Below are 21503 nucleotides of genomic sequence, written 5' to 3' on the forward strand. Positions count from 1 at the left end.
TTTGGCTTTCCTTTTGTCCATGAACCGGAGCATGACTGAAATATTGGGGGTGGAAGAGTGGCTGAAAAGCGTGACTATTATGAAGTCCTGGGCGTCGGCAAGGACGCTTCGGATGATGATATCAAAAAAGCTTACCGGAAGCTGGCCAGGCAGTATCACCCGGACGTGAACAAGGCGGATGACGCCGAGGCCAAGTTCAAAGAGGTCAAGGAAGCCTATGATGTGCTCAGCGACGGGCAGAAGCGTGCAACCTACGACCAGTACGGCCATATCGATCCGAACCAGGGCATGGGCGGAGGATTCTCCGGTGCGGACTTCGGCGGCATCGGCGATATCTTCGACATGTTCTTCGGGGGCGGAGGACGCCGTGACCCGAACGCGCCGCAGCGGGGGAACGACCTGCAGTATACGATGACGATTGAGTTCAAGGAAGCGGTATTCGGCAAGGAATCGGATATTACCATTCCTAGAACCGAAAACTGTGACACTTGCCACGGCTCGGGAGCCAAACCGGGAACGAAGCCGCAAACCTGTTCCGTCTGCCACGGCAGCGGGCAGCAGGAAGTCGTCCAGAACACGCCGTTCGGACGGATGGTCAACCGTCGTACCTGCTCCAACTGTAACGGTACGGGTCAAATCATCAAGGACAAATGTACGACCTGTCACGGCAGCGGCAAAGTGAAAAAGCAGCGCAAAATTCACGTGCGCATTCCTGCGGGCGTGGACGACGGCGCACAGCTGCGCATGACCGGCGAAGGGGAAGGCGGTCTGCGGGGCGGCCCGTCGGGCGACCTGTACATCGTCATCCGCGTGAAGCCTCACGACTTCTTCGAGCGGGAAGGCGACGATATTTACTGCGAGGTTCCGCTCACGTTTGCCCAGGCGGCGCTTGGCGACGAGATCGAGATCCCGACGCTGACCGAGAAGGTCAAGCTGAAAATTCCTGCCGGTACGCAAACGGGTACGTTCTTCCGGCTCAAAGGCAAAGGCGTTCCGCGTCTGCGCGGCATCGGACAGGGCGACCAGCACGTGAAGGTCGTCGTCGTTACGCCTAGCAAGCTCAGTGACGAGCAGAAGGACCTGCTGCGCCAGTTTGCCTCCATGGACGGCGAGCAGACGCATGAGCAGGAGCAGTCTTTTTTTGACCGCATGAAAAAAGCGTTCCGCGGGGAGTAACCGCGCAATTGCAGTATATAGGTAAGACGTCTTCCGATAACCTTCAGGAAGATGGATCGTATTTAGAAAGTCCGGCCGTGGCGGCCGGGCTTTTTTTGCATGCAAACCTATAGACGTTTCCAGTTCCCGGCCCGGTTGTTTCCTGCGCATAAAAGGGACCGTGCTTGCACAGCCTAAAACCGCACGTGATAAGCCGTAAACGCTTAATCCATATAAAAAGCAGGTGAAGCAAGTGTCTGAAAAGAGCATTCTGGCCTATTTTAAAAGTCCGGAAGAAGCCGAGGGCGTTGCCAAAAAGCTGCGCGCTTTGCGGGTGGTGGACCTGTCCATCGACCGCTTCAGCCGGTTTCCGGGGGCTTCGATGTACAGCACCGGCCCATTTACGGGGGGTATGCCCAGCCTGACGTCTGTGACCTATGGCACAACATACAGCGATAAGGATGTCTCCATTCTGGCCGCAGCCGATCCGTCCGCAAGCGGGATGAGCGACGGCGGACAGGGAGGACCGACCGGCCGGGATATCATTCTGAGCGTTGTGGTCGAGGAAGAATCGTTCGAGAAGGCAAGGAGAATCGTCGAGGAAGCCGGCGGCTTCGTCTAGGCGCGAAAGTGGGATCGTAACATTTTCTAAGGTGAATAGATCGTTCAAGGAAAGGATGGGAGCTTGATGGCTAGCCGCGATAAAAAAGGCAAAATCATGACCAAGACGGAAAAAATCAAGGAACTGATGTCGATGAAAAACGAGGACGTCGAGTTCTCAGGCGTACTGGCCGATGCGGACGATGTGGAAGCGCTCCGCCGCAGCGAGGAGGCTGACGAGCGTCAGCTCCGCAAAATGGATACCGGCTGGACGGATGAAGATTAAGAATGCATAAAACCGTGGGGAAGCGCGATGCGAACCTGCGGTTTTTTTGTTAGCGGGGGGCCCTAAATTTTGTACTCGGCCGCCGATGTATAGTACAATGGTACTTATGCATAGGTCGAGGAGGAATTTAACGAATTATGTTATGGCATGAATTTACAATACATACCACGGAAGAAGCCGTGGAAATGATTTCAAATTTTTTGCATGAGGCCGGCGCGGGCGGTGTATCCATCGAAGAGTCGGGAACCCTGAACAAGAAACGGGATACGTCGTTCGGGCAATGGTACGAGATGCCTCTCAACGATATTCCGGAGGGACAGGCCGAAATCAAAGGTTATTTTTCCGAGGAGTCCCCTGTGGAGCAGATCATTGCCGAGGTTAAGGAACGGATTGGGCAGCTGAATGAGTACGGAATCGACACGGGAGAGCTGCGCTATGAGCTCAAGACAGTGGATGAGGACGATTGGGCTACCGCCTGGAAAGCTTACTTTAAACCGCTGAAGGTATCGGAGCGGCTGACGATCAAGCCGACCTGGGAGGACTACACGCCGGCGAGCGAGGCGGAGAAAATCATCGAGCTCGATCCCGGAATGGCGTTCGGTACAGGAACCCATCCGACAACGGCGCTCTGCCTGCGCACGCTGGAGAAGGTCATCCAGGGCGAGGAGGAAGTCATCGACGTCGGAACGGGATCGGGTATTTTGGCCATTGGAGCCGTCCTGCTCGGCGCGAAGCATGTGCTTGCACTGGACCTGGATCCGGTGGCGGTGTCGAGCGCCAAGGAAAACAGCCAATTGAACGGCATGCTGGACCATCAGATTACGGTCAAGGAAAGCGATCTGCTGTCCCTGTTAAGCGGTGATCAGCGCGAAGATCTGGGCGTTACCTTGCCGGTCCAAGTGATCGTCGCCAACATTTTGGCCGAAATCATTCTGCTCTTTATCGACGACGTGTACCGTGCGCTCGAGCCGGGAGGAGTCTACATCGCCTCAGGCATCTACAAAAATAAGGAAGACGTCGTTCAGCAGGCGCTGAAGGACTCCGGGTTTGAGATCGAGGACGTTTGCCGTGACGAAGACTGGGTAGCCTTTGTCGCGAGAAAGAGGTCGTGATGGATTTTCTGAACAATATTCTCAGGTTTCCGCTGGAAGAGCTTCCGTTCGTCCTGATCGTGCTGGTGATCGCCTTTACGGTGCATGAATTTTCGCATGCGTATTTTGCCTATAAATTTGGAGATCCTACAGCCAAACTGCTGGGCAGGGTAACGCTGAATCCGGCGGTTCACTTCGATTTTCTCGGCGTCCTGCTGCTGGTGATTGCAGGGTTTGGCTGGGCCAGACCGGTCCCGGTCAACCGCGACAACTTCAAAAATCCCCGCCTTATGGGCGTGGTCGTGTCGGCGGCGGGGCCGCTGAGCAACTTCGTTCTGGGTATCATCGGGGCGTTTGTTTACGCCCTCCTGATCGCCACAGGGGTGCTGGACGGGATTACGAACGAAAGGCTGCTGTTCGCGATCACGACGTTTTTGCGCTATTTCTGCTTTATGAACTTTTTCCTGTTCTTATTCAACCTTATCCCGCTTCCGCCGCTGGACGGATACCGCATCGTCGAAGATATCGTTCCGCCTCGGTTACGGATGAAGCTGCAGCAGTTTGAGCAGTGGTCCATCTTTATTTTCCTGCTGATTCTGTTCATTCCGGTGCTGCAGATGTATACAATCAGTCCGCTATATATGTGGGCTAACAGCATCAACTACCAGTTCGTGTTCTCCTTCCTGAAATTGTTCGGCGTGTCGATATAATCGGAGCGGGAATGCGAACGTTCGAGGCCGTATTCGCTTGTTGAATAGGGTCTGGTCATGCGAACCTAAAAGTTGTATGATGAAGTTTGTGATTTTGGAAATAGGATGTTGATAAAGGTGCAGAGATATTTTGTGTCACAGGAGCAGTTTAAAGGCGATACCGTCGAGATTACCGGTGAGGATGCACGGCATATCGCCAAGGTTATGCGCAGCAAAGAAGGGGACACCTTTATCGTCAGCGACGGCCGCGAGCGGGAAGCGCTGGTGGAAATCCGGTCGATCGACCAGGGGGTTGTCACCACCGCTGTCGTCGAGATGCTGGCGATGACCCAGGAGCCGTCGGTTAAAGTCACCATTGCGCAGAGCCTCCCTAAAGGAGACAAGATGGAGACGGTGATCCAGAAATGCACCGAGATCGGTGCGGCTGCATTTGTTCCTTTTTTGTCGGAGCGAACCATCGTGCAGTACGATGCCAAGAAGGAAGAGAAGCGCATCGTCCGCTGGAGCAAAATCGCCAAAGAGGCGGCAGAACAGAGCCACCGCAACCGGGTACCCGAGGTCGGTTATCCGATCCATTGGAAAAACCTGCTGGCTTCGTTTTCGTCGTATGATGCGGTATATTTCTGTTATGAGAAAGAACACGGTCTTCAGCTGCGGGATGCAGTGAAGCCTTGGATAGAGAAGACCGGCGCTGCCGCAGACCAGCAGGTGCTTCTGATCGTGGGGCCGGAAGGCGGCTTCAGCGAAGAGGAGTGCCGGGCGGCGGAGGAAGCCGGCGCGGTCAGCATCGGCCTGGGACGGAGAATCCTGCGCTGCGAGACGGCGGGTATGGTTGCCCTGGCCTGCATACTTTATGAATCCGGAGAAATGGGGGGAGCTTGAACATGCCATCCGTTGCATTTTATACGTTGGGCTGTAAAGTGAATTTTTACGATACAGAGGCCATTTGGCAGCTGTTTAAAAATGAAGGCTACGAGCAGGTGGATTTCGAACAAAACGCAGACGTTTATTTAATTAATACCTGCACCGTAACCAATACAGGCGATAAGAAGAGCCGGCAGATCATCCGCCGGGCCGTGCGCCAAAATCCGGAAGCGATCGTTGCCGTGACAGGCTGCTATGCGCAGACCTCGCCGGCCGAAATTTTGGACATTCCCGGGGTTGATCTCGTCATCGGGAACCAGGACCGAGACAAAATCATTCCGTACGTGAATCAAATCCGCCAGTCCCGCGAGCCGATCAATGCGGTCCGCAACATTATGAAGACGCGCGTATTTGAAGAAATGGACGTTCCTGATTTTGCCGACAGAACCCGGGCGTTTCTGAAAATCCAGGACGGCTGCAACAACTTCTGCACGTTCTGCATCATCCCATGGTCGCGCGGGCTTTCACGCAGCCGGGATCCGAAGAGCATCGTGAACCAGGCGCATCAGCTGGTGGAAGCGGGATACAAGGAAATCGTCCTGACCGGCATCCATACCGGCGGCTACGGCGACGACCTGGACAGCTACCGCCTGTCGGACCTGCTGTGGGATCTCGACAAAGTGGACGGGCTGGAGCGCGTCCGCATCAGCTCCATCGAGGCAAGTCAAATCGACGAGCGGATGCTCGACGTGCTGAACCGTTCCTCGAAAATGTGCCGCCACCTGCACATTCCGCTGCAAGCGGGGGATGACACCGTGCTCAAGCGGATGCGCCGCAAGTATACGACAGAAGAGTTTTACAACAAAATGCAGCTGATCCGCCAAGCGATGCCGGATGTCGGTATTACGACGGACGTTATCGTCGGGTTCCCGGGCGAAACGGACGAAATGTTCCGGAACGGCTATGAGCTGATGAAGGCGATCGGGTTCTCGGAAATGCACGTCTTCCCGTATTCCCAGCGGAACGGCACGCCGGCCGCGCGGATGACCGACCAGGTGAGCGAGGAAGTGAAGCATGCGCGGGTGCGCGAATTAATTGCGCTGTCCGAGCAGATGCAGCTGGCGTATGCCCAAAAATTCGTCGGCCAGGTGCTGGACGTCATTCCGGAAGGCACTTCCAAAGGAACCCATGGTCCGGGCAAAATGCACGGCTTCAGCGATAACTATCTGCAGCTGATCTTTGACGGTCCGGAAGACCTGCAAGGCAAGCTGTGCCGCGTTAAGTTGACCAAAGCCGGCGTTCACGAGTGCGAAGGCCAGCTGGTGCGTGTGCTGGACGAAAGACCGGGACAAGCGGTTTAATTTGTATATAGCAAGGTCCCTGTGCATTGCGGGATCTTGGGCGAATGGCAAGGATTTCATTTCCGGCAGCATCGGAGGTGAAATCCTTGTTTGTACTATGGCATGAGGAGGAGGAGCGGGTGATGAGGAAGGAAATATCGGCAGGAGGCGTCGTGTTCCGCAGCATCGGCGGCCGGCTGGAGATTCAGCTGATTCTGGACCGCTACGGCAAAATTTCGATGGCCAAAGGCAAAATGGAGCCGGGCGAAACCGTTGAGCAGACCGCGCTGCGCGAAATCGAGGAAGAGACGGGCATTATCGGCAGCATCATTTCCCCCGTGGACATCATTAAGTATACGTACAACCATCCGATTCATGGCCAGGTTCAAAAAGAAGTCCATTATTACCTGGTGGAGGCGGTCGGCGGATCGCATCGGCCTCAGGTGGAGGAGATCAGCGGTGTGGCCTGGTATGAGCCGCGAGAGGCATGGCTCCGGCAGGATCAGAACGGGTATGATAATAACGACCGGATCGTGCGGAAAGGGCTGTCCCTGCTCGGCATCGAGGTTTAAGACTTATCTTAGGTCTGCCTAAGGAACTGTCCTCCTACCAAGCGCTTAAGGGTGAACTATATACTCAGGCGTGTGCGGCTTTTTTCCAGATCGGCAGGTAGCATAGAGGCAGAGCGGCCAGGGAGCTGATCACATTAAACAGCGTCTGCGCGTGGGCGATTTGCGCGCCTTCACTGCCGGTGATGGCCGCCACGGCCCAGTGCAGCTGCGGAATCAAGGGCATGAAGACGAGGGCTCCGCCGACGTTCAGAACCACATGGGTCCAGGCGACAAACCGGCCAGAGGCCGTGCTGCCGATGGAGGCGAGAACCGCGGTCACGCAGGTGCCGACGTTCGCGCCGAGCACGATGGCGATGCCGACGTCGACCGGCAGTGTTCCCGAGGAGGCCAGCGCGATCGCCAGGCCGATGACGGCGGCGCTGCTGTGCATCAGGGCGGTCAGTACCGCGCCGGCGGCAATGCCCCACCATACGCTGTCGGCTGCGCGGTCCAGGAACCAGCCGAACAGACCGGACTGCTCGAGGGCCGGACCTATCTTTTGCATGACGCGGATGCCCAGCATGACCAGGGCAAAGCCGGCGATGGCCAGCGACAGAAACTGGACGGGCATCATCAGGTGCTGAATACGGCGGATTCCCGGCGGGGAACTCTCGCTGAAAATGACGGCGGCCGCCCACACGATCAGGGAGACGGTCAAGAGCGGCAGGGCGATCCGTCCGATCTGCAGGCCGATCAGCTCGGTGGTCAGGCAGGTGCCGATGTTGCTGCCGAGTATAATGCCGAGGGTGCGTTCGTACGTCAGCAGCCCGGCATTGACCAGGCCCATCGTAATGACGGTGACGGCGGTGCTGCTCTGCAGGACGGCCGTGATGCCGGTGCTGAAAAGGAGCCCCTTCAGCGGCGAAGCGGTAGCCTTTTGCAGGAAGGCGGACAGGAGGGGGCCTGCCCATTTGCCGAGGGCAGCCTCCATTACCTTCATGCCGGCCATAAAAATAACAAACCCGTACACGACGGGAAACACGACAGTTTGAAACACGCGGTAAGTCCTCCTTGGGGTTGTTTATGGAGTCGACCATAGTTACGTATATGTCCAACCATGGACAACCATGACACCAAGAGGGCGGCTGCGGCCGGGGACTTGCCGGAATCCATATATCCATTTTTGAAACGTTGAAGGAGTGAATCGATTGGCATCGGTCGTATTAGAGCGCAGCCGGAAGAAGCGGCTGGAACAGGGGCATCCCTGGATTTACAACAATGAAATTGCCTCGGTGGAGGGCAGCCCGGAGCCGGGCGACCTCGTGAATGTGGTCAATCATCAAGGGCGGTACCTGGCCACGGGCTATTACAATCCGGCCTCGCAAATTACGGTCCGGGTCATCTCGTACCATCCCGTCGAGACGATGGACCGTGCCTTCTTTGCCGAACGCTTCCGCGGCTGCCTTGAGCACCGGGAGCGTTTCCTGAAAGGAGATAATGCTTACCGCCTTGTGTATGGGGAAGCGGATTTTCTTCCCGGGCTGATCGTAGACCGCTTCGGCGATGTGCTGGTCGTGCAGCTGCTGACGCTGGGCATGGACGTGCACCGTGCGGACATCGTCGACGCGCTGGTCGAGGTGCTGAGCCCGCAGGGAATCTATGAACGCAGCGACGTTCCCGTACGCGAGCTGGAAGGGCTTGAGCAGACCAAGGGACCGCTGTACGGGGAATGCCCGCGCCATGTGACCGTGACGGAGAACGGTCTGTTCGTGAAGGTCGACATTGAAGAAGGCCAGAAAACGGGCTATTTCTTCGACCAGCGGGAAAACCGGGCTTCGATCGCTCCGCTGATGACCGGCTGGGGAGGCCGCAGCGGGATTACGCTGCAGGAAGTAGAGCAGGACGGAGAGCGCGTCAGCCTTCCGGTGAACAAAAGCGGCAAAGTCGTCACCTTCCCTTATTGGGACGGGGCCACAGTGCTGGAATGCTTTTCGCATACGGGGAGCTTCACGCTGAACGCCTGCAAGTACGGAGCCAAGAAGGTCACCTGTCTCGATATTTCCCAACACGCAATTGAGAGCGCCAGGGAAAACGTCGTGCTGAACGGCTTTGAGGACCGCGTGGAATTTGTTGTCGCTGACGCCTTCCAATATTTGCGTGATCAGGTCAAAGGTGTGGAGGAACGGCGGCAGCGGGCCGCAGGGAACGAGGAGAAGGTCGATACCTCGAAGAAAATGACCGCAGGGGGCGGCCGGACGTGGGACGTCGTTATTTTGGACCCGCCGGCTTTTGCCAAGACGAAAAGCGCCGTGAAGGGCGCCTGCCGCGGCTATAAGGATATCAACCTGCACGGCATGAAGCTGGTGAACGAGGGAGGATACCTCGTCACGGCCAGCTGCTCGTACCATATGCGCCCGGACCTGTTCCTGGCCACGATCCAGGAAGCGGCAGCCGATGCCGGCAAAATTTTGCGCCTGATCGAATGGCGTGCGGCCGGCAAGGACCACCCGCAAATTCTCGGCGTCGATGAAGGCCACTACCTCAAGTTCGCCGTATTTGAAGTTCGCAGCAGGGCTTAACTTTGATCTTGAACCAAACCTTTCCGTGATGGACGGAAAGGTTTTTTTGTTTTCGCGGGCGGCAAGCTCATCTGAAAAAGAAGCAAGCGTAACCTTCGGGGGATTGTTAGCGTCTAGGAAGTAAGACGTTCCAAAAAAAGGGATTCAGCATACGACGGGGTGACGTAATGAAAAAAGCAATCATCGCATTAACCTTACTGATGATGTTACCAATCGCTGCCTCAGGCTGCACCTCACCCGCTGCCAACCATTCGGAAGGGTGCTGCGCAAACCCGGTTAGCCAAACGGCGCTGGGGCAATATCGGGACGCTGCAGGCTTTTCGAATTTAGAACAGAAAGCTATCGATCCGATCGGGGTGCGGGAGCCGTTCTATGGCGTGCGCCTTCTGAACCGGGACGGAACGACCGTTCAGGAGTGGCCGCTAGATTCCTTAGCATCGTATCAACCCGTTTGGGACGATGAGGAGGAGCATGGGCCCGGGATGCTGGTGTACAGCTTGAGTGGCAGGCTGCCTTTGATTCTGCAGCAGAACGGTTCGTTAAGCGTGCTATCCCACCCGAAATGGGCGCCGCCTAAGGTAGAGTTTACGAACGACTTTGGGCTGAATGTTCAATATGCGGACCGGCTTGCCAAGCACGAGATCTATGCCGTCAATGGCCATTTGAAGCTGTACCGGGTAAATACCCGATCCGGAGCGGCTCAGGAGCTGTACGAGTCCGCCCGCCCGGTCTACGGTATAGCCGCATCACCTGACAACGACCGAGTGGCGCTTCTGGTCGCTTCGGACGACACGTTTGGTCCGGATGCCGACTTGATTGTGCTGGACCGGGACGGGAACAAGCTGCTCCACCGCCCGAGAGCGAGCTATTTGTCACACAGCGACGGATTCCTGTTTATTTATCCTTTAGCCTGGAACGATAACGAGACCGTTACGGTCCCTGTTGACGGATATAAGGAGGGCCGAACCCGTGGCGTTCTTCATATCCGTCTGAACCGGGAGGGGGCGTCCTACGAAGCCGATCCAAAGCTGCCGGCCGCGGCCAGGCGAATATTAGCTCAGCACGCAAGGATCGCAAAGGAAACGGACATCACCAGCTTTACCGTCGCATCCGGGATTTCCTCCGGTTTGTATGCGGTCCAACTGGCCAATCGCGACGTATGGATTGTCGATATTTTGAAAGGGAAGGCGCTCAAGGCCGGCGTCGGCTATCCGCTGCGCTGGACGAAGGATAACCGGCTGTGGCTGGCGGCCAACCGCTCGGAGCTGCCGGTCTATTACAGCGGTATGTAATATGCCATGCGAGGCAAAATGATGATGCATTCGATGTCTCACGTATGATTTGGGCAACCGCCGAGACTAAAGCAAAAATCCCTTCTCGCTGAATGCGAAAAGGGATTTTTGAATTTTTTACCCAGGCTATATAAACAGTGTGCTTTTTTCAATTCCAAGGCTAAAGCTCTCGTTTTGTCCGGGTTACTATCATTCCTGCTTATAGCGATGGACCAGCTTGTCCCGGTGTGAAGCAAAAATGTCCTCCAGTCCGATGTCGTATTTGTTAGCGATCACAATCAGATTCCCCAGCACGTCGCCAAGTTCTTCCACAAGCTCCTGCTTATGCTCGTCATACGTACCCACGGCCTCATCCGGCCGGTCCCGGCCGATTTCAAGCGCCCGAATCGCCCGGGCCACTTCGCCGGTCTCCTCCGCCAAAAAGCCGATCCGGATAAAGATATCGAGCTCCGACCAGCCCCGTTGTTCATAATACTCCTTGACCCACTGCTGAAATGCGTTCACATCCACAGTTTCCGCCTCCTCTTGCAATTCATGTTCTAGTGATAGGCACTTCTATAAGTATAAGGGATGGAGGCAAGAGGGTGGCGCGTTATTCAAAGGCTGGATTGAGGGCAAAAACCATGATTTACATTTTGGTACACATTAAATAGACTGAAAAAATATGGACAGGAAGGGAAGCCGAACGTTATGCCGAGGAGAACTAATATACAAAGCCAATAGGCTGCCAGGAGATCACATGGAACGGCCGGTAATTTCAGGGTTGGACGCCATGATCGTTTCCGCCGCGCGCCACACCTCCGGCAAAAAGTCGATGACCGCAGCGGCACGCACGCTGAAGTCCTGGACGGTGTGAAAGCCGAGATCGGCCAGAAATGCTTCCAGACCGGGGGCAAGCTCCTTTTGCACATTCGGATCGCTGTCTGCGGCGAGAATTTTGTGGCAGCGCGCGAAGGTGGCGCCCATCCAAAACACCGCCTCTCGATGGAGTCCTTGTTCAATTAACGTTATGCTCCCGTCGATGGCGATCGGGCGGGAAACCGGAGAAATGTCGCTGCTGAAGAAAAAGGGCGTTTTGGCGGCGGCAGCCGCGGTATCGAAGGTCCGCTCGAGCGACCTGACATGCTGCATCGCCCGCTCCGGCTCCAAATCGGCACAGCCGAGATGGCGAAGCAGCTCGGGGTACAGCGAGCTCAGCCCGTAATCTTCCAATACGCCGCGGACGGCTGCGTAACGGAGCCGCACCGTCGGGTTTTTCAGGGCGGCGAGCAGCAGCACATGCGTGGTGATGCCCGTAGGGAAGAGCCAGGATGTGAACAAGTCATGCAGCGGCAGGGACAAGTCGAGGCCGAGCAGAGACCGCTTGATTTGCTGCAGGACGTTTTCGCACCGCTGTCGCACCCAGACCTCATCGGCAAAATGCCGGGATACTTCTGAATACAGGCGATGCAAATGGCCATGGGGATCGGAGATGATCGTATTCACCCGGAACGGGCCTGCCAGATGGTGCGAGACGAGCACCTTTTGCACCGAGGATAGCTCGGATAGGGAGATGTAAGAGCCTTCGATCAGGGTATCCCGATATATGAACTTACCCGGTTTTAACGGCGGCTCCGCCAGTTCGGACACGACCATCACGTCGATATCGGAGCTTGGAGACATCGGGGCATCTTCCGGCATTCCGATCGTGGAACCCGTGAAATAAGCGCCTATAAATCCTTTTTCCTTTGAGGCTTGGTGCAACACCCAGTCCGCTGCAGCGGCTCTTGCTGAACCGACCGTCCCGGGCTGATTTTCAGACGAACTTGAACAATCCTTGATATCCACCGTATTTCCTCCCTTTGCCTTAAAGTGGGAACGTCCTCATTATAGAATGTCAGGTGAAAAATGGTAGACTGTTTGTTTTTGGAAATATGAGCTATAATAGCAATATAAGGAGCCGAAAGGCTCCTTTTTTCGTTGGATTCCGGCTTACGGGCCGCAGAAGGACAAGGGGTTGACATGAAACCAAAAGGTTTCGTATAATCCATGTGAAACCAATTGGTTTCGCATTCGAATGTAAACCGGGTTTATTGACTGCAAATGGAGGTACTTATACATGGAAAACTCAACAAACAATGCTTTGCCTGATATTCGCCACACCGGCGTATTCCAGGCTCCGATTCGGAAAGTGTGGGAGGCGGTGGCGACTCCCGAAGGGCTGTCCGCCTGGTTCATGCCCAATGACATGCAGCCCGTCGTAGGCCACGAATTTCACATTAATGCCGGTCCGTACGGCATGTCGCCGTGCAAGGTGACCGAAGTGGATCCGCCGCACCGGCTTGCGTTCCGCTGGGGCAAGGACTGGACGCTTGCTTTCGAACTGAAGGAGCTGGACGGCAAAACGGAAGTAACGCTCATCCACTCCGGCTGGAGCGCGGACCAAGTGACCGAGTTCAACCAGCCGCACACGATCGTGCGCGAGACGATGGACCAAGGCTGGGCCGGACTCCACCAGAAGCTGGGCAGATACGTCGAGGCGTAAGCATGACGGCGACTGCGTCCAAGCACGACGTGTTCCAGGCCGTGGCCGACCCGACCCGGCGCCAGCTGCTGAAGCTGCTGTCCGATCAGGAGATGCCCGTAACGGTTCTCAGCAGCCATTTTCCGATGAGCCGGACGGCGGTTTCCAAGCATCTGCGGATTCTGTCGGAGGCAGGACTGGTGAAGGAAAGGAAGGTCGGCCGCGAGACGAGGTACCGGCTGGATCCGGGGCCCTTGCAGGAGCTCAAGGATTGGTACTCCTATTTTGAACGCTTTTGGGAGAACAAGATGGCGGCCCTGCAGCACTTCGTGGAGTCGGATGGTTCCGAACGCTTCCCTGCCCCGCTGACCCTTGTGGAAAAGGAGAAGGAACAAGATTAGCCGGTGATTCAATCGCTCTATACTGAACCATGATCCCTGCATGATGGAAACTAGCATTCGTAAAAATCAAGCGAAACAAGAGACAGCGGTACAAGAGGATCACATCCTCCTGTACCGCTGTTTGGCATGCCGGGACACGGCGTTCCTTAGGGTTGAGCGTATCGGATAAATGCAAAAAACGGCAAGTGCCTCCTTTTTACAGTTCCGCAAACATACGTTCTTTTCAAAAAAGGTTGTGTTATACTTATATTTAATAGTTTTCGAGGTTTACATACGAAGGAGGCAACACCATGTCGGTTCATTTTCTGATCGGACGATCCGGTAGCGGCAAGACGACGGCGATCTTAAGCGAGATTACGTCCCGGCTGCAAACAGAGCCTAAGGGCAGCCCGCTGATCCTGCTCGTTCCCGAGCAGGGCTCATTCCAGGCGGAGCACAACCTGGTATCATCGGGCGCTGTCAAAGGCAGCGTCCGTGCGCAGGTTCTCAGCTTCCGGCGCCTGGCGTACCGGGTGATGCAGGAGACCGGCGGGTCAGCGAGAGTCGGCATCAGCGAAGAAGGCAAAAAAATGCTGCTGTACAAAATCATTCAGCGCCGCAAAGAGGAGCTGAAGCTGTTCGGTGCCTCCGGCGACCAGCTGGGTTTCATAGGCAAGCTGAACGAGCTGTATACCGAGCTCAAACGGTACTGCGTAGATTCCGCCGTGCTGGAAGAGCATTTGACCCAGCTGACGGAGCAGAAGGCGGCCGCGCCGATCCTGCGAGATAAGCTGGAGGATTTATGGACGGTGTACCGCGACTTTGAACAGGAAATATCACCGCTTTATATAGATGATGAAGATACGCTTGTCACTTTGGCCGAAGGGATTCGCCGCTCGTCTTATGTCAAAGGCGCGGACGTATGGATCGACGGCTTCCACGGGATGACTCCGCAGGAATACGGGGTTGTTCGCGAGCTGATGGCCCATGCGTCATCGGTCACGATTGCGCTCACGCTGGACAAGCCGTACCACGGCAGCATGCAGCCGCATGAGCTGGACCTGTTCCACCCGACCGCCACGACTTACATCAAGCTGAGAGGAATGGCCGACGAGCTGGGCGTCGAAACGAACGATTCGATTCTGCCGGCATCGGACCTGCCCAAATTCCGCCTCAGCCCGCGGCTTGCTCATTTAGAGCGCGGGTATGACCGGCGGATTCCCTGGAGGGGGCAGGAGAGAGATCAGGTTCAGGAAACCGAAGGGATTTCCCTCTATGCGGCCGAGAACCGGCGCACCGAAGTGGAAGGGGCTTTGAGGGAGATGCTGCGCCTGGCCAGGGAGGAAGGGGCGAGATACCGCGACATGGCCGTGTTCGTCCGTAATTTGGGCGATTACGAGCATTTGGTGGAGCCCCTGTTCCGGGACTACGGCATTCCGTTCTTTCTCGACCAGAAGCGAAGCGAGCTGCACCATCCGCTGGTGGAGTTTATTCGTTCCGCACTGGATGTCGTACGCCGGAACTGGCGGCATGAGGACGTATTCCGCTGCATCAAGAGCGACCTGCTGCTTCCGCTGGACGGGTCGCTGGGGCGGGAGGATATGGACGTGCTCGAGAACTACGCTCTCGCCTGTGGAATTCAGGGATACCGCTGGACGGACGGCCGCCCGTGGAAAGCCGTTCCGAGCCTGTCCCTGGAGGAAAACGGCGGAGAGCGACGCAGATCCGGAGAGCAGCTTCTCAGCCTGATGGAGCACTGCCGGAGGGTGGTCAGCGAGCCGCTGCTGGCCTTCGGCAAGCGGGTGAAGAAGGCGGGCAGCGCCGAGGAGCTCAGCACAGCGGTCTTCCGTCTGCTTGAGGAAGCCGACATTCCCGAGAAGCTGGACCTGTGGAGCCGCGAAGCGCTGGAATCCGGGCGTCCGGAGGCGGCGAGGGAACACCGCCAGCTGTGGGATGCGGTCCTGGAGCTGCTGGATCAGATTGTGGAAATGATGGGTACGGAGAAGATGGCCTTCGAGCTGTTTGCCGGCATTCTCGAAACGGGACTGAGCGAACTGAAGCTGGGCCTCGTTCCGCCTGCGCTCGATCAGGTGCTGGTCGGCAATATGGACCGGACGCGGACGGGTGGTGTAAAGTACGCGTTTCTGCTCGGCGTCAACGACGGAGTCATCCCGGCCGTGTTTCAGGATGACGGGGTGCTGACCGAACAGGAGCGCTCCCTGTTGTCGCAAACCGGAATGGAACTGGCGCCTGGCATTTCGCGCAAGCTGCTCGACGAACGGTTCCTGATTTACAACGCCTTGACCTCGGCCAGCCGGCATGTATGGGTCAGCTATCCGGCCGCAGACGATGAGGGCAAGGAGCTGCTGCCGTCCGAAGTGGTGCGGCATGTCCGCAAAATGTTCCCCGGTCTGCCGGTTCGCCGTCTGTCGGCGCAGCCATCGGCGGAGCAGCGGGAAGAAGAGCTGCTTGAGTATTTGTCCCACCCCCGCCAGAGCCTCAGCCATTTGATCATTCAGCTGCGCAAATGGAAACAGGGCGCGGAAATTCCGCAGCTGTGGTGGGATGTGTACAACTGGTATATCCGGGAACGGGAATGGAAGGGGCCGCTGGATATGCTGCTGCGGTCGCTGTTTTACCGCAACGATACCCGCCAGTTGGAGCCGCAGACCAGCCGCAGGCTGTACGGTGCCAAAATCCGGACGAGCGTATCCCGCATGGAGCGGTTCGTGGCCTGCCCGTTTTCGCACTTCGCTTCACACGGGCTGAAGCTGCGCGAACGGCAGCTGTACCGCCTGCAGGCACCGGATATCGGCCAGCTGTTCCACGCGGCGCTGACCCAAATGGCGCTGCGGCTGCAGGAACAGAAGCGGAGCTGGGGAAGCCTAACCGCCGAAGAGTGCCGGCGCGAAGCGGAAACAACGGTAGAGCGCCTCGCTCCGATGCTGCAGGGAGAAATTTTGATGAGCAGCAAGCGCTACGGCTACATTTCGCGCAAGCTCAAAAACATCGTCAGCCGCGCCTCTGTCATTCTGGGCGAACAGGCACGGCGGGGAAGCTTTGAGCCGGTCGGCCTGGAGCTGGATTTTGGCCCGGGTAAACCGCTGCCTCCGCTGACCTTCTCCCTCGAGAACGGAACGGTGATGGAGGTCATCGGGCGAATCGATCGGGTGGATATGGCCCAAGGCGAAAACGGACTGCTGCTGCGCGTAATCGATTATAAATCCGGACAGAAGGACCTGCGGCTTCATGAGGTGTACTACGGCTTGTCCCTGCAGATGCTGACCTATCTGGACGTGCTGTTGACCTATGCGGAGCATTGGCTGGGCAGCAAGGCGCTGCCGGCGGGAACGCTGTATTTTCACGTGCATGATCCGATCTTGCAGTCGAGCAACGGGCTGACGATGGACCAGGCGGCGGAAGAGCTGCTCAAACGGTTTAAAATGAAGGGGCTGCTTCTGGCCGACCGCGACGTCATATCCAAAATGGACGCATCTCTGGACAAAGGCCATTCATCCATCCTTCCGGTTGCCGTCAAATCGGACGGAAGCTTCTACAGCTCCGCATCGGTCGCTACGCCGGAGCAGTGGGACACGCTGCTGTCTTCCGTCAGGGACAATATCACCCGGATCGGAACGAGAATTACCGAAGGGGACGTGGACATCGAGCCTTACCGCATCCAGCAGGAGACGGCATGCACGTTCTGTCCGTTTAAGCCGGTGTGCCAGTTTGACGAAAATGTCGAGGGCAACCATTACCATTTGCTCGGCAAGCCAAATAAATCGCAGGTATGGGAAATGATGTCCAGCCGCCAAGGAGGAGATGCGCATGATCGAAATTGAAAAGCCGGCAGGCAGCATGTGGAGCGACGATCAGTGGAAGGCGATTTCGCTTCACGGCGATCACATTCTGGTCGCGGCGGCGGCAGGCTCAGGGAAAACAGCCGTTCTGGTGGAACGGATCATCCGGAAAATTTTGAATGAGGAGCAGGGCTTCAGCGTGGACAGACTGCTTGTCGCCACGTTCACTAAGGCAGCTGCGGCCGAGATGCGTGAGCGCATCCGCGACGCGCTGGACCGGCAGCTGGAGAAGGATCCGGAGAATACCCACCTCCGGCGGCAGCTGTCCCTGCTCGGGCGTGCTTCCATTACAACGCTTCACTCTTTCTGTCTTGAAGTGATCCGCAGGTATTATCAGATGATCCCGATCGATCCGGGGTTCAGGATTCTGAACGAGAATGAAGCCGAGCTGATGCGCCAGGAGATCCTGGAGGAACTGTTCGAGGAGAAATACGGGGAGCAGCCGGAGGACAGCGATTTTATCGCGCTGGTGGATTGGTTCAGCGGTGAGCGTACGGACGATGCCGTCCACCATTTGGTGCAGAGGCTCTATGATTTCTCACGCAGCCACTCCTGGCCCGATCAGTGGCTGCGGGATATGGCCGAGTCCTTTTTGCTGCCGGATACGGCAAGTCTGGGCGAAAGCCAGTGGGTCAAGAGCATCCTTCAGGATGCGCGGCTGGCGCTTGCCGGGGCCGAAGGACTGCTGGATCAGGCCCGGCGCCTGACACTGCTGCCCGGAGGACCGGGGCCCTATCTGGATAATCTGAACGCGGATCTGGAAGTAGTTCAGTCGCTCAGGGAGGCGCTGGACAACCGTCCGTGGGACGAACTGTTCGAGCGCTTTCAGACGGTGTCGTTCAGCAAGCTGAAGAGCTGCCGCAAGGAGGAGACCGACCCGGCACTGCAGGAAAGGGTCAAGGAGCTGCGGGAAGCGGTCAAGAAAACGGTGCAGGATCTGAAGGGGGCGCTGTTTGGCCGGCCCGCCGATGCCTTTCTGGCCGAACTGCACCGGGCGGCGCCGCTCATGAAGGAGCTGGCGGAGCTCGTCATTGAGTTCGGCGACCGCTATCTTCATGAAAAGCAGAGAAGAAATGCGGTGGATTTCAGCGATCTGGAGCACTACTGCCTGCAAATTCTACGCCACCCGGATTCGGTGCCGGGTCAGCCGCTCCCTTCGGACGCGGCCATGGAATATCAGGAACAGTTCGACGAAGTGCTGCTGGACGAGTATCAGGACACCAACAGCGTGCAGGAAGATATCGTCAAGCTGATTTCGCGCGAGCTGCCGGGGAACCGGTTCATGGTCGGCGACGTCAAGCAGAGCATCTACCGCTTCCGCCTGGCGGAGCCGAGCCTGTTCTTGGACAAGTACCGCAGGTATGCTTCCGCCGAGGGCGGCGGCATCCGTATCGACCTTGCCCGTAACTTCCGCAGCCGGCTGGAAGTGGTGCATGCCGTGAACATGGTGTTCCGCCAGCTGATGAATGAGACGGTGGCGGAGATCAGCTACGATGAGCGGGCGGAGCTCGTTTACGGAGCTTCTTATCCGGAAGCCCAACCTGAAGGGGCGTCAGGGCCGTCTCCGTACGTGCCGGAGCTGGTGCTGATCGACAAGGCCAGAAGCGGGGAGGCGTCCGAGGAAGAGCCTCAGGACAGCGACAACGGAGGTCTGATCCAGGAGAGCGAGGCCGCCGAAATGGAGACGGCCCAGCTTGAGGCCAGAGCGATTGCCAAAAAAATACGCGCGCTCATGGGTGACACATCGCCTAGGCCGATGCAGGTGTTCGACAAGGAGACCAAAGCGATGCGGCCTGTCCGTTACGGCGACATGGTCATCCTGCTTCGGTCCGCCTATCTTTGGGGGCCGCTAATCATGGAGGAGCTGCGCCAGCTCGGCATCCCTGCCGACGGTGAGCAGAATCAGGGGTATTTCCAGGCGACCGAAGTGGAAATTATGCTGTCCCTGCTCCAGATTATCGATAACCCCCGGCAGGACATTCCGCTTGCAGGCGTGCTGCGCTCGCCGATCGTCGGCCTGACCGAGGAAGAACTGGCACAGGTCCGCTTATGCGGGAAGGGGACGTTCTATGAGGCCGTCATGGCGGCTGCAGGAGGGACGGTTCCTGCGTCTGCGGAGCCCGGAGATTCAATTTCGATTCCGGACGAGGAAGGGACGCTCCCTGCCTACGCTGAAAGTGCCGCCGCCCTGGAGTGGGCGGAACAAACGGAAGCAGTGGATGAGGAATTCAGCCTTTCTCCGGAACTGCAGCGGAAGCTGGCAGGGTTCCTGGCTTCGCTGGAACGCTGGCGAAATATTGCCCGTCAAGGCGGCCTGGGGGATCTGATCTGGCTGCTGTACCGGGAAACGGGATATTTGGATTGGGTAGGCGGCCTTCCCGGAGGAATGCAGCGGCAGGACAATCTGAAGGCGCTGCACGACCGGGCGGTCCAGTTTGAACAGACGACGTCTTCCCGCGGACTGTTCCGCTTTTTGACGTTTATTTCCAGGCTGCGTGACAACGGATCGGATCTGGGCGGACCAGGCACGGCTGAAAGCCGGGACAACGCAGTGCGGATTATGACAATCCATAAGAGTAAGGGTCTCGAATTTCCGGTCGTGTTTTTGGCAGGCATGTCCAAAATGTTCAACCAGCAGGATTTGAACGCATCGTTCCTGATGCATAAGGAGCTTGGCTTCGGACCGAAATTTGTGGATACCGAGAAGAGGGTCAGCTATCCGACGCTCCCGAACCTGGCCATCCGCCGCCGATCCCAGCTTGAGCTGCTGGCTGAGGAAATGCGGGTGCTCTACGTCGGCTTGACCCGGCCGAAAGAAAAGATGATCTTGATCGGAACGGTGAAGGATCTGGAGAAAAAGGTGTCCTCCTGGGCCCAGGTGCAGAGCCGGCCGGAGCTGATGCTCCCCGATTATCTCTTGGCAAGGGGCAGAAGCTACCTCGACTGGGTCGGGCCTGCGCTGATTCGCCACCCGGCGGCCGCCAAGCTGCGCGATCTCGGCGGTTTGGAAGGCGAGACGGCCTCCGCGCTGGAGAACGATCCGGCGGATTGGCAAATTTCGATCCTCTCCACAGAGGATCTCACGCTGGCGGCGCTTGGGGGCTGGGAGGAAGCGGAAGAATCGACGCCGGAGCGCCGGCGCAAGCTGCAATCGTTACTTCGCAGAGAGACGGTACTCCCGGGCAGCGATGAGCCGGATGGTGGTTCTTTCCTGTCACCAGACCAAATAACCGCCCGGCTGAACTGGCAGTATCCGCATGCTTCCGCCAGCCGGCTCTCGGCCAAAACGTCCGTGACCGAAATGAAAAAGCTGCTTGCCCTGCAGGACGGGCCCACCCTGGACTGGGTCGAGGAGACCCGGGTCCGGCGGGAGCACAGTTTGCCTGCCTCCCAGCAGACGGGTACGCTTGCCCTGCGCCGGCCCAAATTTATGGAGCAGAGCCGGATGAGTCCTACGGAACGGGGAACGGTGTACCATACCGTCATGCAGCACATCCCTCTGGATGCGGGATTGGTAGATTTGCGGGTCGTGGAAGCGACGCTGCAGCGATTGGTCGACCTGGCGATCCTTACAAGCTCGCAGGCGGAGATCGTGGAGCCGGAGCAAATCGCCTCCTTTTTTGACAGCGATATCGGCAAGAGACTGCAGTCGGCGGAGTGGGTGTCGAGGGAAATGCCTTTCAGCTACGGTCTTCCGGCTCATGAGGCGCATCAAGCGCTGCTTGCGACCGAGCGTTTTAACGAAGGGAACATCATACCGATGAAGGCATCGGATGCAGGAACCCGGGCTTCGGACGAAGTGGTGCTCATTCAAGGGATCGTCGACTGCCTGTTCCGTCAGGACGGTAAATATGTCATCGTCGACTATAAAACCGACCGGGTGCTGGAACACCGCGGCGGAATAGCCGCTCTGGCGGAGAGCTATCGGTTCCAGCTGGAACTATACGCCCGGGCGCTGGAAGATATATTAGGTGAGGCGGTCCAGGAGAAATGGCTGTACTTTGTGGATGCCAAGCAGTCCGTGTTGCTGTAGTGGGGTGTTCAAAGCTCATATATTTAATTAATATGACATGTGTTTTTGATTTGGTAGTATTTTCGATTGGATAGGTTTCTTCGGTTGATAAATTTCTTGATTTGATTGTTTTTTTTAAATGGCAGTTTGATCGTTTTTTAGAATCGATATTTAATAGAGTCGATAGTAGTCGATAGTTTAATGGAATCAATAGTTTAATAGAATTCGATTGTATTCTTAGACGCGATCGGGTTTAGGAATGGATCGTTGGTTAGGTGTT

Annotated in this window: 17 protein-coding genes; 14 read left to right on the plus strand and 3 right to left on the minus strand. The window is 57.0% G+C overall.

From position 1 onward, the window contains the following. Nucleotides 1-57 precede the first annotated feature (57 nt). The 8 genes from dnaJ (at nt 58) to ABID47_RS01175 (ending at nt 6618) form a co-directional block, all read left to right on the plus strand. On the plus strand, nt 58-1176 hold the full coding sequence (gene dnaJ / locus ABID47_RS01140) for a molecular chaperone DnaJ (RefSeq protein ID WP_105444488.1): 1119 nt from the start codon (nt 58-60) through the stop codon (nt 1174-1176). A gap of 232 nt (nt 1177-1408) precedes the next feature. After that, nucleotides 1409-1777, plus strand: a complete 369-nt coding sequence (locus ABID47_RS01145; RefSeq protein ID WP_089548226.1) for a hypothetical protein — start codon at nt 1409-1411, stop codon at nt 1775-1777. 66 nt (nt 1778-1843) lie between these two features. After that, a complete protein-coding gene (locus ABID47_RS01150; protein ID WP_076169781.1) occupies nt 1844-2041 on the plus strand; it encodes a YfhD family protein in 198 nt (65 codons plus the stop codon). Between the two features lie 137 nt (nt 2042-2178). Continuing rightward, entirely contained in the window at nt 2179-3153 is a 975-nt protein-coding gene (gene prmA, locus ABID47_RS01155) for a 50S ribosomal protein L11 methyltransferase (RefSeq protein WP_354494644.1), read from the plus strand. Further along, nucleotides 3153-3842 carry a site-2 protease family protein gene (locus ABID47_RS01160; RefSeq protein WP_354494646.1) on the plus strand — a complete coding sequence of 230 codons (690 nt, stop codon included), beginning with the start codon at nt 3153-3155 and terminating at the stop codon, nt 3840-3842. Before prmA ends, ABID47_RS01160 begins: the two co-directional genes overlap by 1 nt. Nucleotides 3843-3959: 117 nt before the next feature. Next, nucleotides 3960-4724, plus strand: a complete 765-nt coding sequence (locus ABID47_RS01165) for a 16S rRNA (uracil(1498)-N(3))-methyltransferase (protein WP_354494648.1) — start codon at nt 3960-3962, stop codon at nt 4722-4724. A gap of 2 nt (nt 4725-4726) precedes the next feature. Further along, nucleotides 4727-6067: a tRNA (N(6)-L-threonylcarbamoyladenosine(37)-C(2))-methylthiotransferase MtaB gene (gene mtaB, locus ABID47_RS01170; RefSeq protein ID WP_145023540.1), complete on the plus strand. Its 1341-nt coding sequence runs from the start codon at nt 4727-4729 to the stop codon at nt 6065-6067. A gap of 122 nt (nt 6068-6189) precedes the next feature. Further along, nucleotides 6190-6618 carry an NUDIX hydrolase gene (locus ABID47_RS01175; protein WP_145024553.1) on the plus strand — a complete coding sequence of 143 codons (429 nt, stop codon included), beginning with the start codon at nt 6190-6192 and terminating at the stop codon, nt 6616-6618. Between the two features lie 64 nt (nt 6619-6682). Here the strand turns inward: ABID47_RS01175 and ABID47_RS01180 are convergent, their stop codons facing one another. Next, nucleotides 6683-7654 carry a Na/Pi cotransporter family protein gene (locus tag ABID47_RS01180; protein WP_145158062.1) on the minus strand — a complete coding sequence of 324 codons (972 nt, stop codon included), beginning with the start codon at nt 7652-7654 and terminating at the stop codon, nt 6683-6685. 151 nt (nt 7655-7805) lie between these two features. Between ABID47_RS01180 and ABID47_RS01185 the strand changes: the two genes are divergently transcribed. Both ABID47_RS01185 and ABID47_RS01190 read left to right on the plus strand, forming a co-directional pair. Next, entirely contained in the window at nt 7806-9176 is a 1371-nt protein-coding gene (locus tag ABID47_RS01185) for a class I SAM-dependent rRNA methyltransferase (protein WP_354494651.1), read from the plus strand. 167 nt (nt 9177-9343) lie between these two features. After that, nucleotides 9344-10468 carry a hypothetical protein gene (locus ABID47_RS01190; RefSeq protein WP_354494653.1) on the plus strand — a complete coding sequence of 375 codons (1125 nt, stop codon included), beginning with the start codon at nt 9344-9346 and terminating at the stop codon, nt 10466-10468. A gap of 189 nt (nt 10469-10657) precedes the next feature. On the opposite strand, the gene ABID47_RS01195 is transcribed toward ABID47_RS01190, so the two are convergent. Next, nucleotides 10658-10978 carry a MazG nucleotide pyrophosphohydrolase domain-containing protein gene (locus ABID47_RS01195; protein ID WP_116229490.1) on the minus strand — a complete coding sequence of 107 codons (321 nt, stop codon included), beginning with the start codon at nt 10976-10978 and terminating at the stop codon, nt 10658-10660. 225 nt (nt 10979-11203) lie between these two features. Beyond that, nucleotides 11204-12295 carry a hypothetical protein gene (locus ABID47_RS01200; RefSeq protein WP_354494655.1) on the minus strand — a complete coding sequence of 364 codons (1092 nt, stop codon included), beginning with the start codon at nt 12293-12295 and terminating at the stop codon, nt 11204-11206. 271 nt (nt 12296-12566) lie between these two features. On the opposite strand from ABID47_RS01200, the gene ABID47_RS01205 reads away from it, so the two are divergent. From ABID47_RS01205 to addA, 4 genes are all read left to right on the plus strand, one after another. Further along, on the plus strand, nt 12567-12992 hold the full coding sequence (locus ABID47_RS01205; protein ID WP_354494657.1) for an SRPBCC family protein: 426 nt from the start codon (nt 12567-12569) through the stop codon (nt 12990-12992). A gap of 2 nt (nt 12993-12994) precedes the next feature. Continuing rightward, nucleotides 12995-13372, plus strand: coding sequence for an ArsR/SmtB family transcription factor (locus tag ABID47_RS01210; RefSeq protein ID WP_145131670.1), 378 nt, complete (start codon nt 12995-12997; stop codon nt 13370-13372). A 290-nt stretch (nt 13373-13662) separates the two neighbouring features. After that, entirely contained in the window at nt 13663-17193 is a 3531-nt protein-coding gene (gene addB, locus ABID47_RS01215; protein ID WP_354494659.1) for a helicase-exonuclease AddAB subunit AddB, read from the plus strand. Further along, nucleotides 17174-21244 (plus strand): helicase-exonuclease AddAB subunit AddA, encoded by a 4071-nt coding sequence (addA, locus tag ABID47_RS01220; RefSeq protein WP_354494661.1) that lies wholly within the window; start codon nt 17174-17176, stop codon nt 21242-21244. The genes addB and addA overlap by 20 nt, the downstream gene beginning before the upstream one ends. Nucleotides 21245-21503 lie beyond the last annotated feature (259 nt).

Origin of the sequence: Paenibacillus favisporus (assembly GCF_040545415.1) — a bacterium.
Taxonomy (GTDB): Bacteria; Bacillota; Bacilli; order Paenibacillales; family Paenibacillaceae; genus Paenibacillus_AQ; species Paenibacillus_AQ favisporus.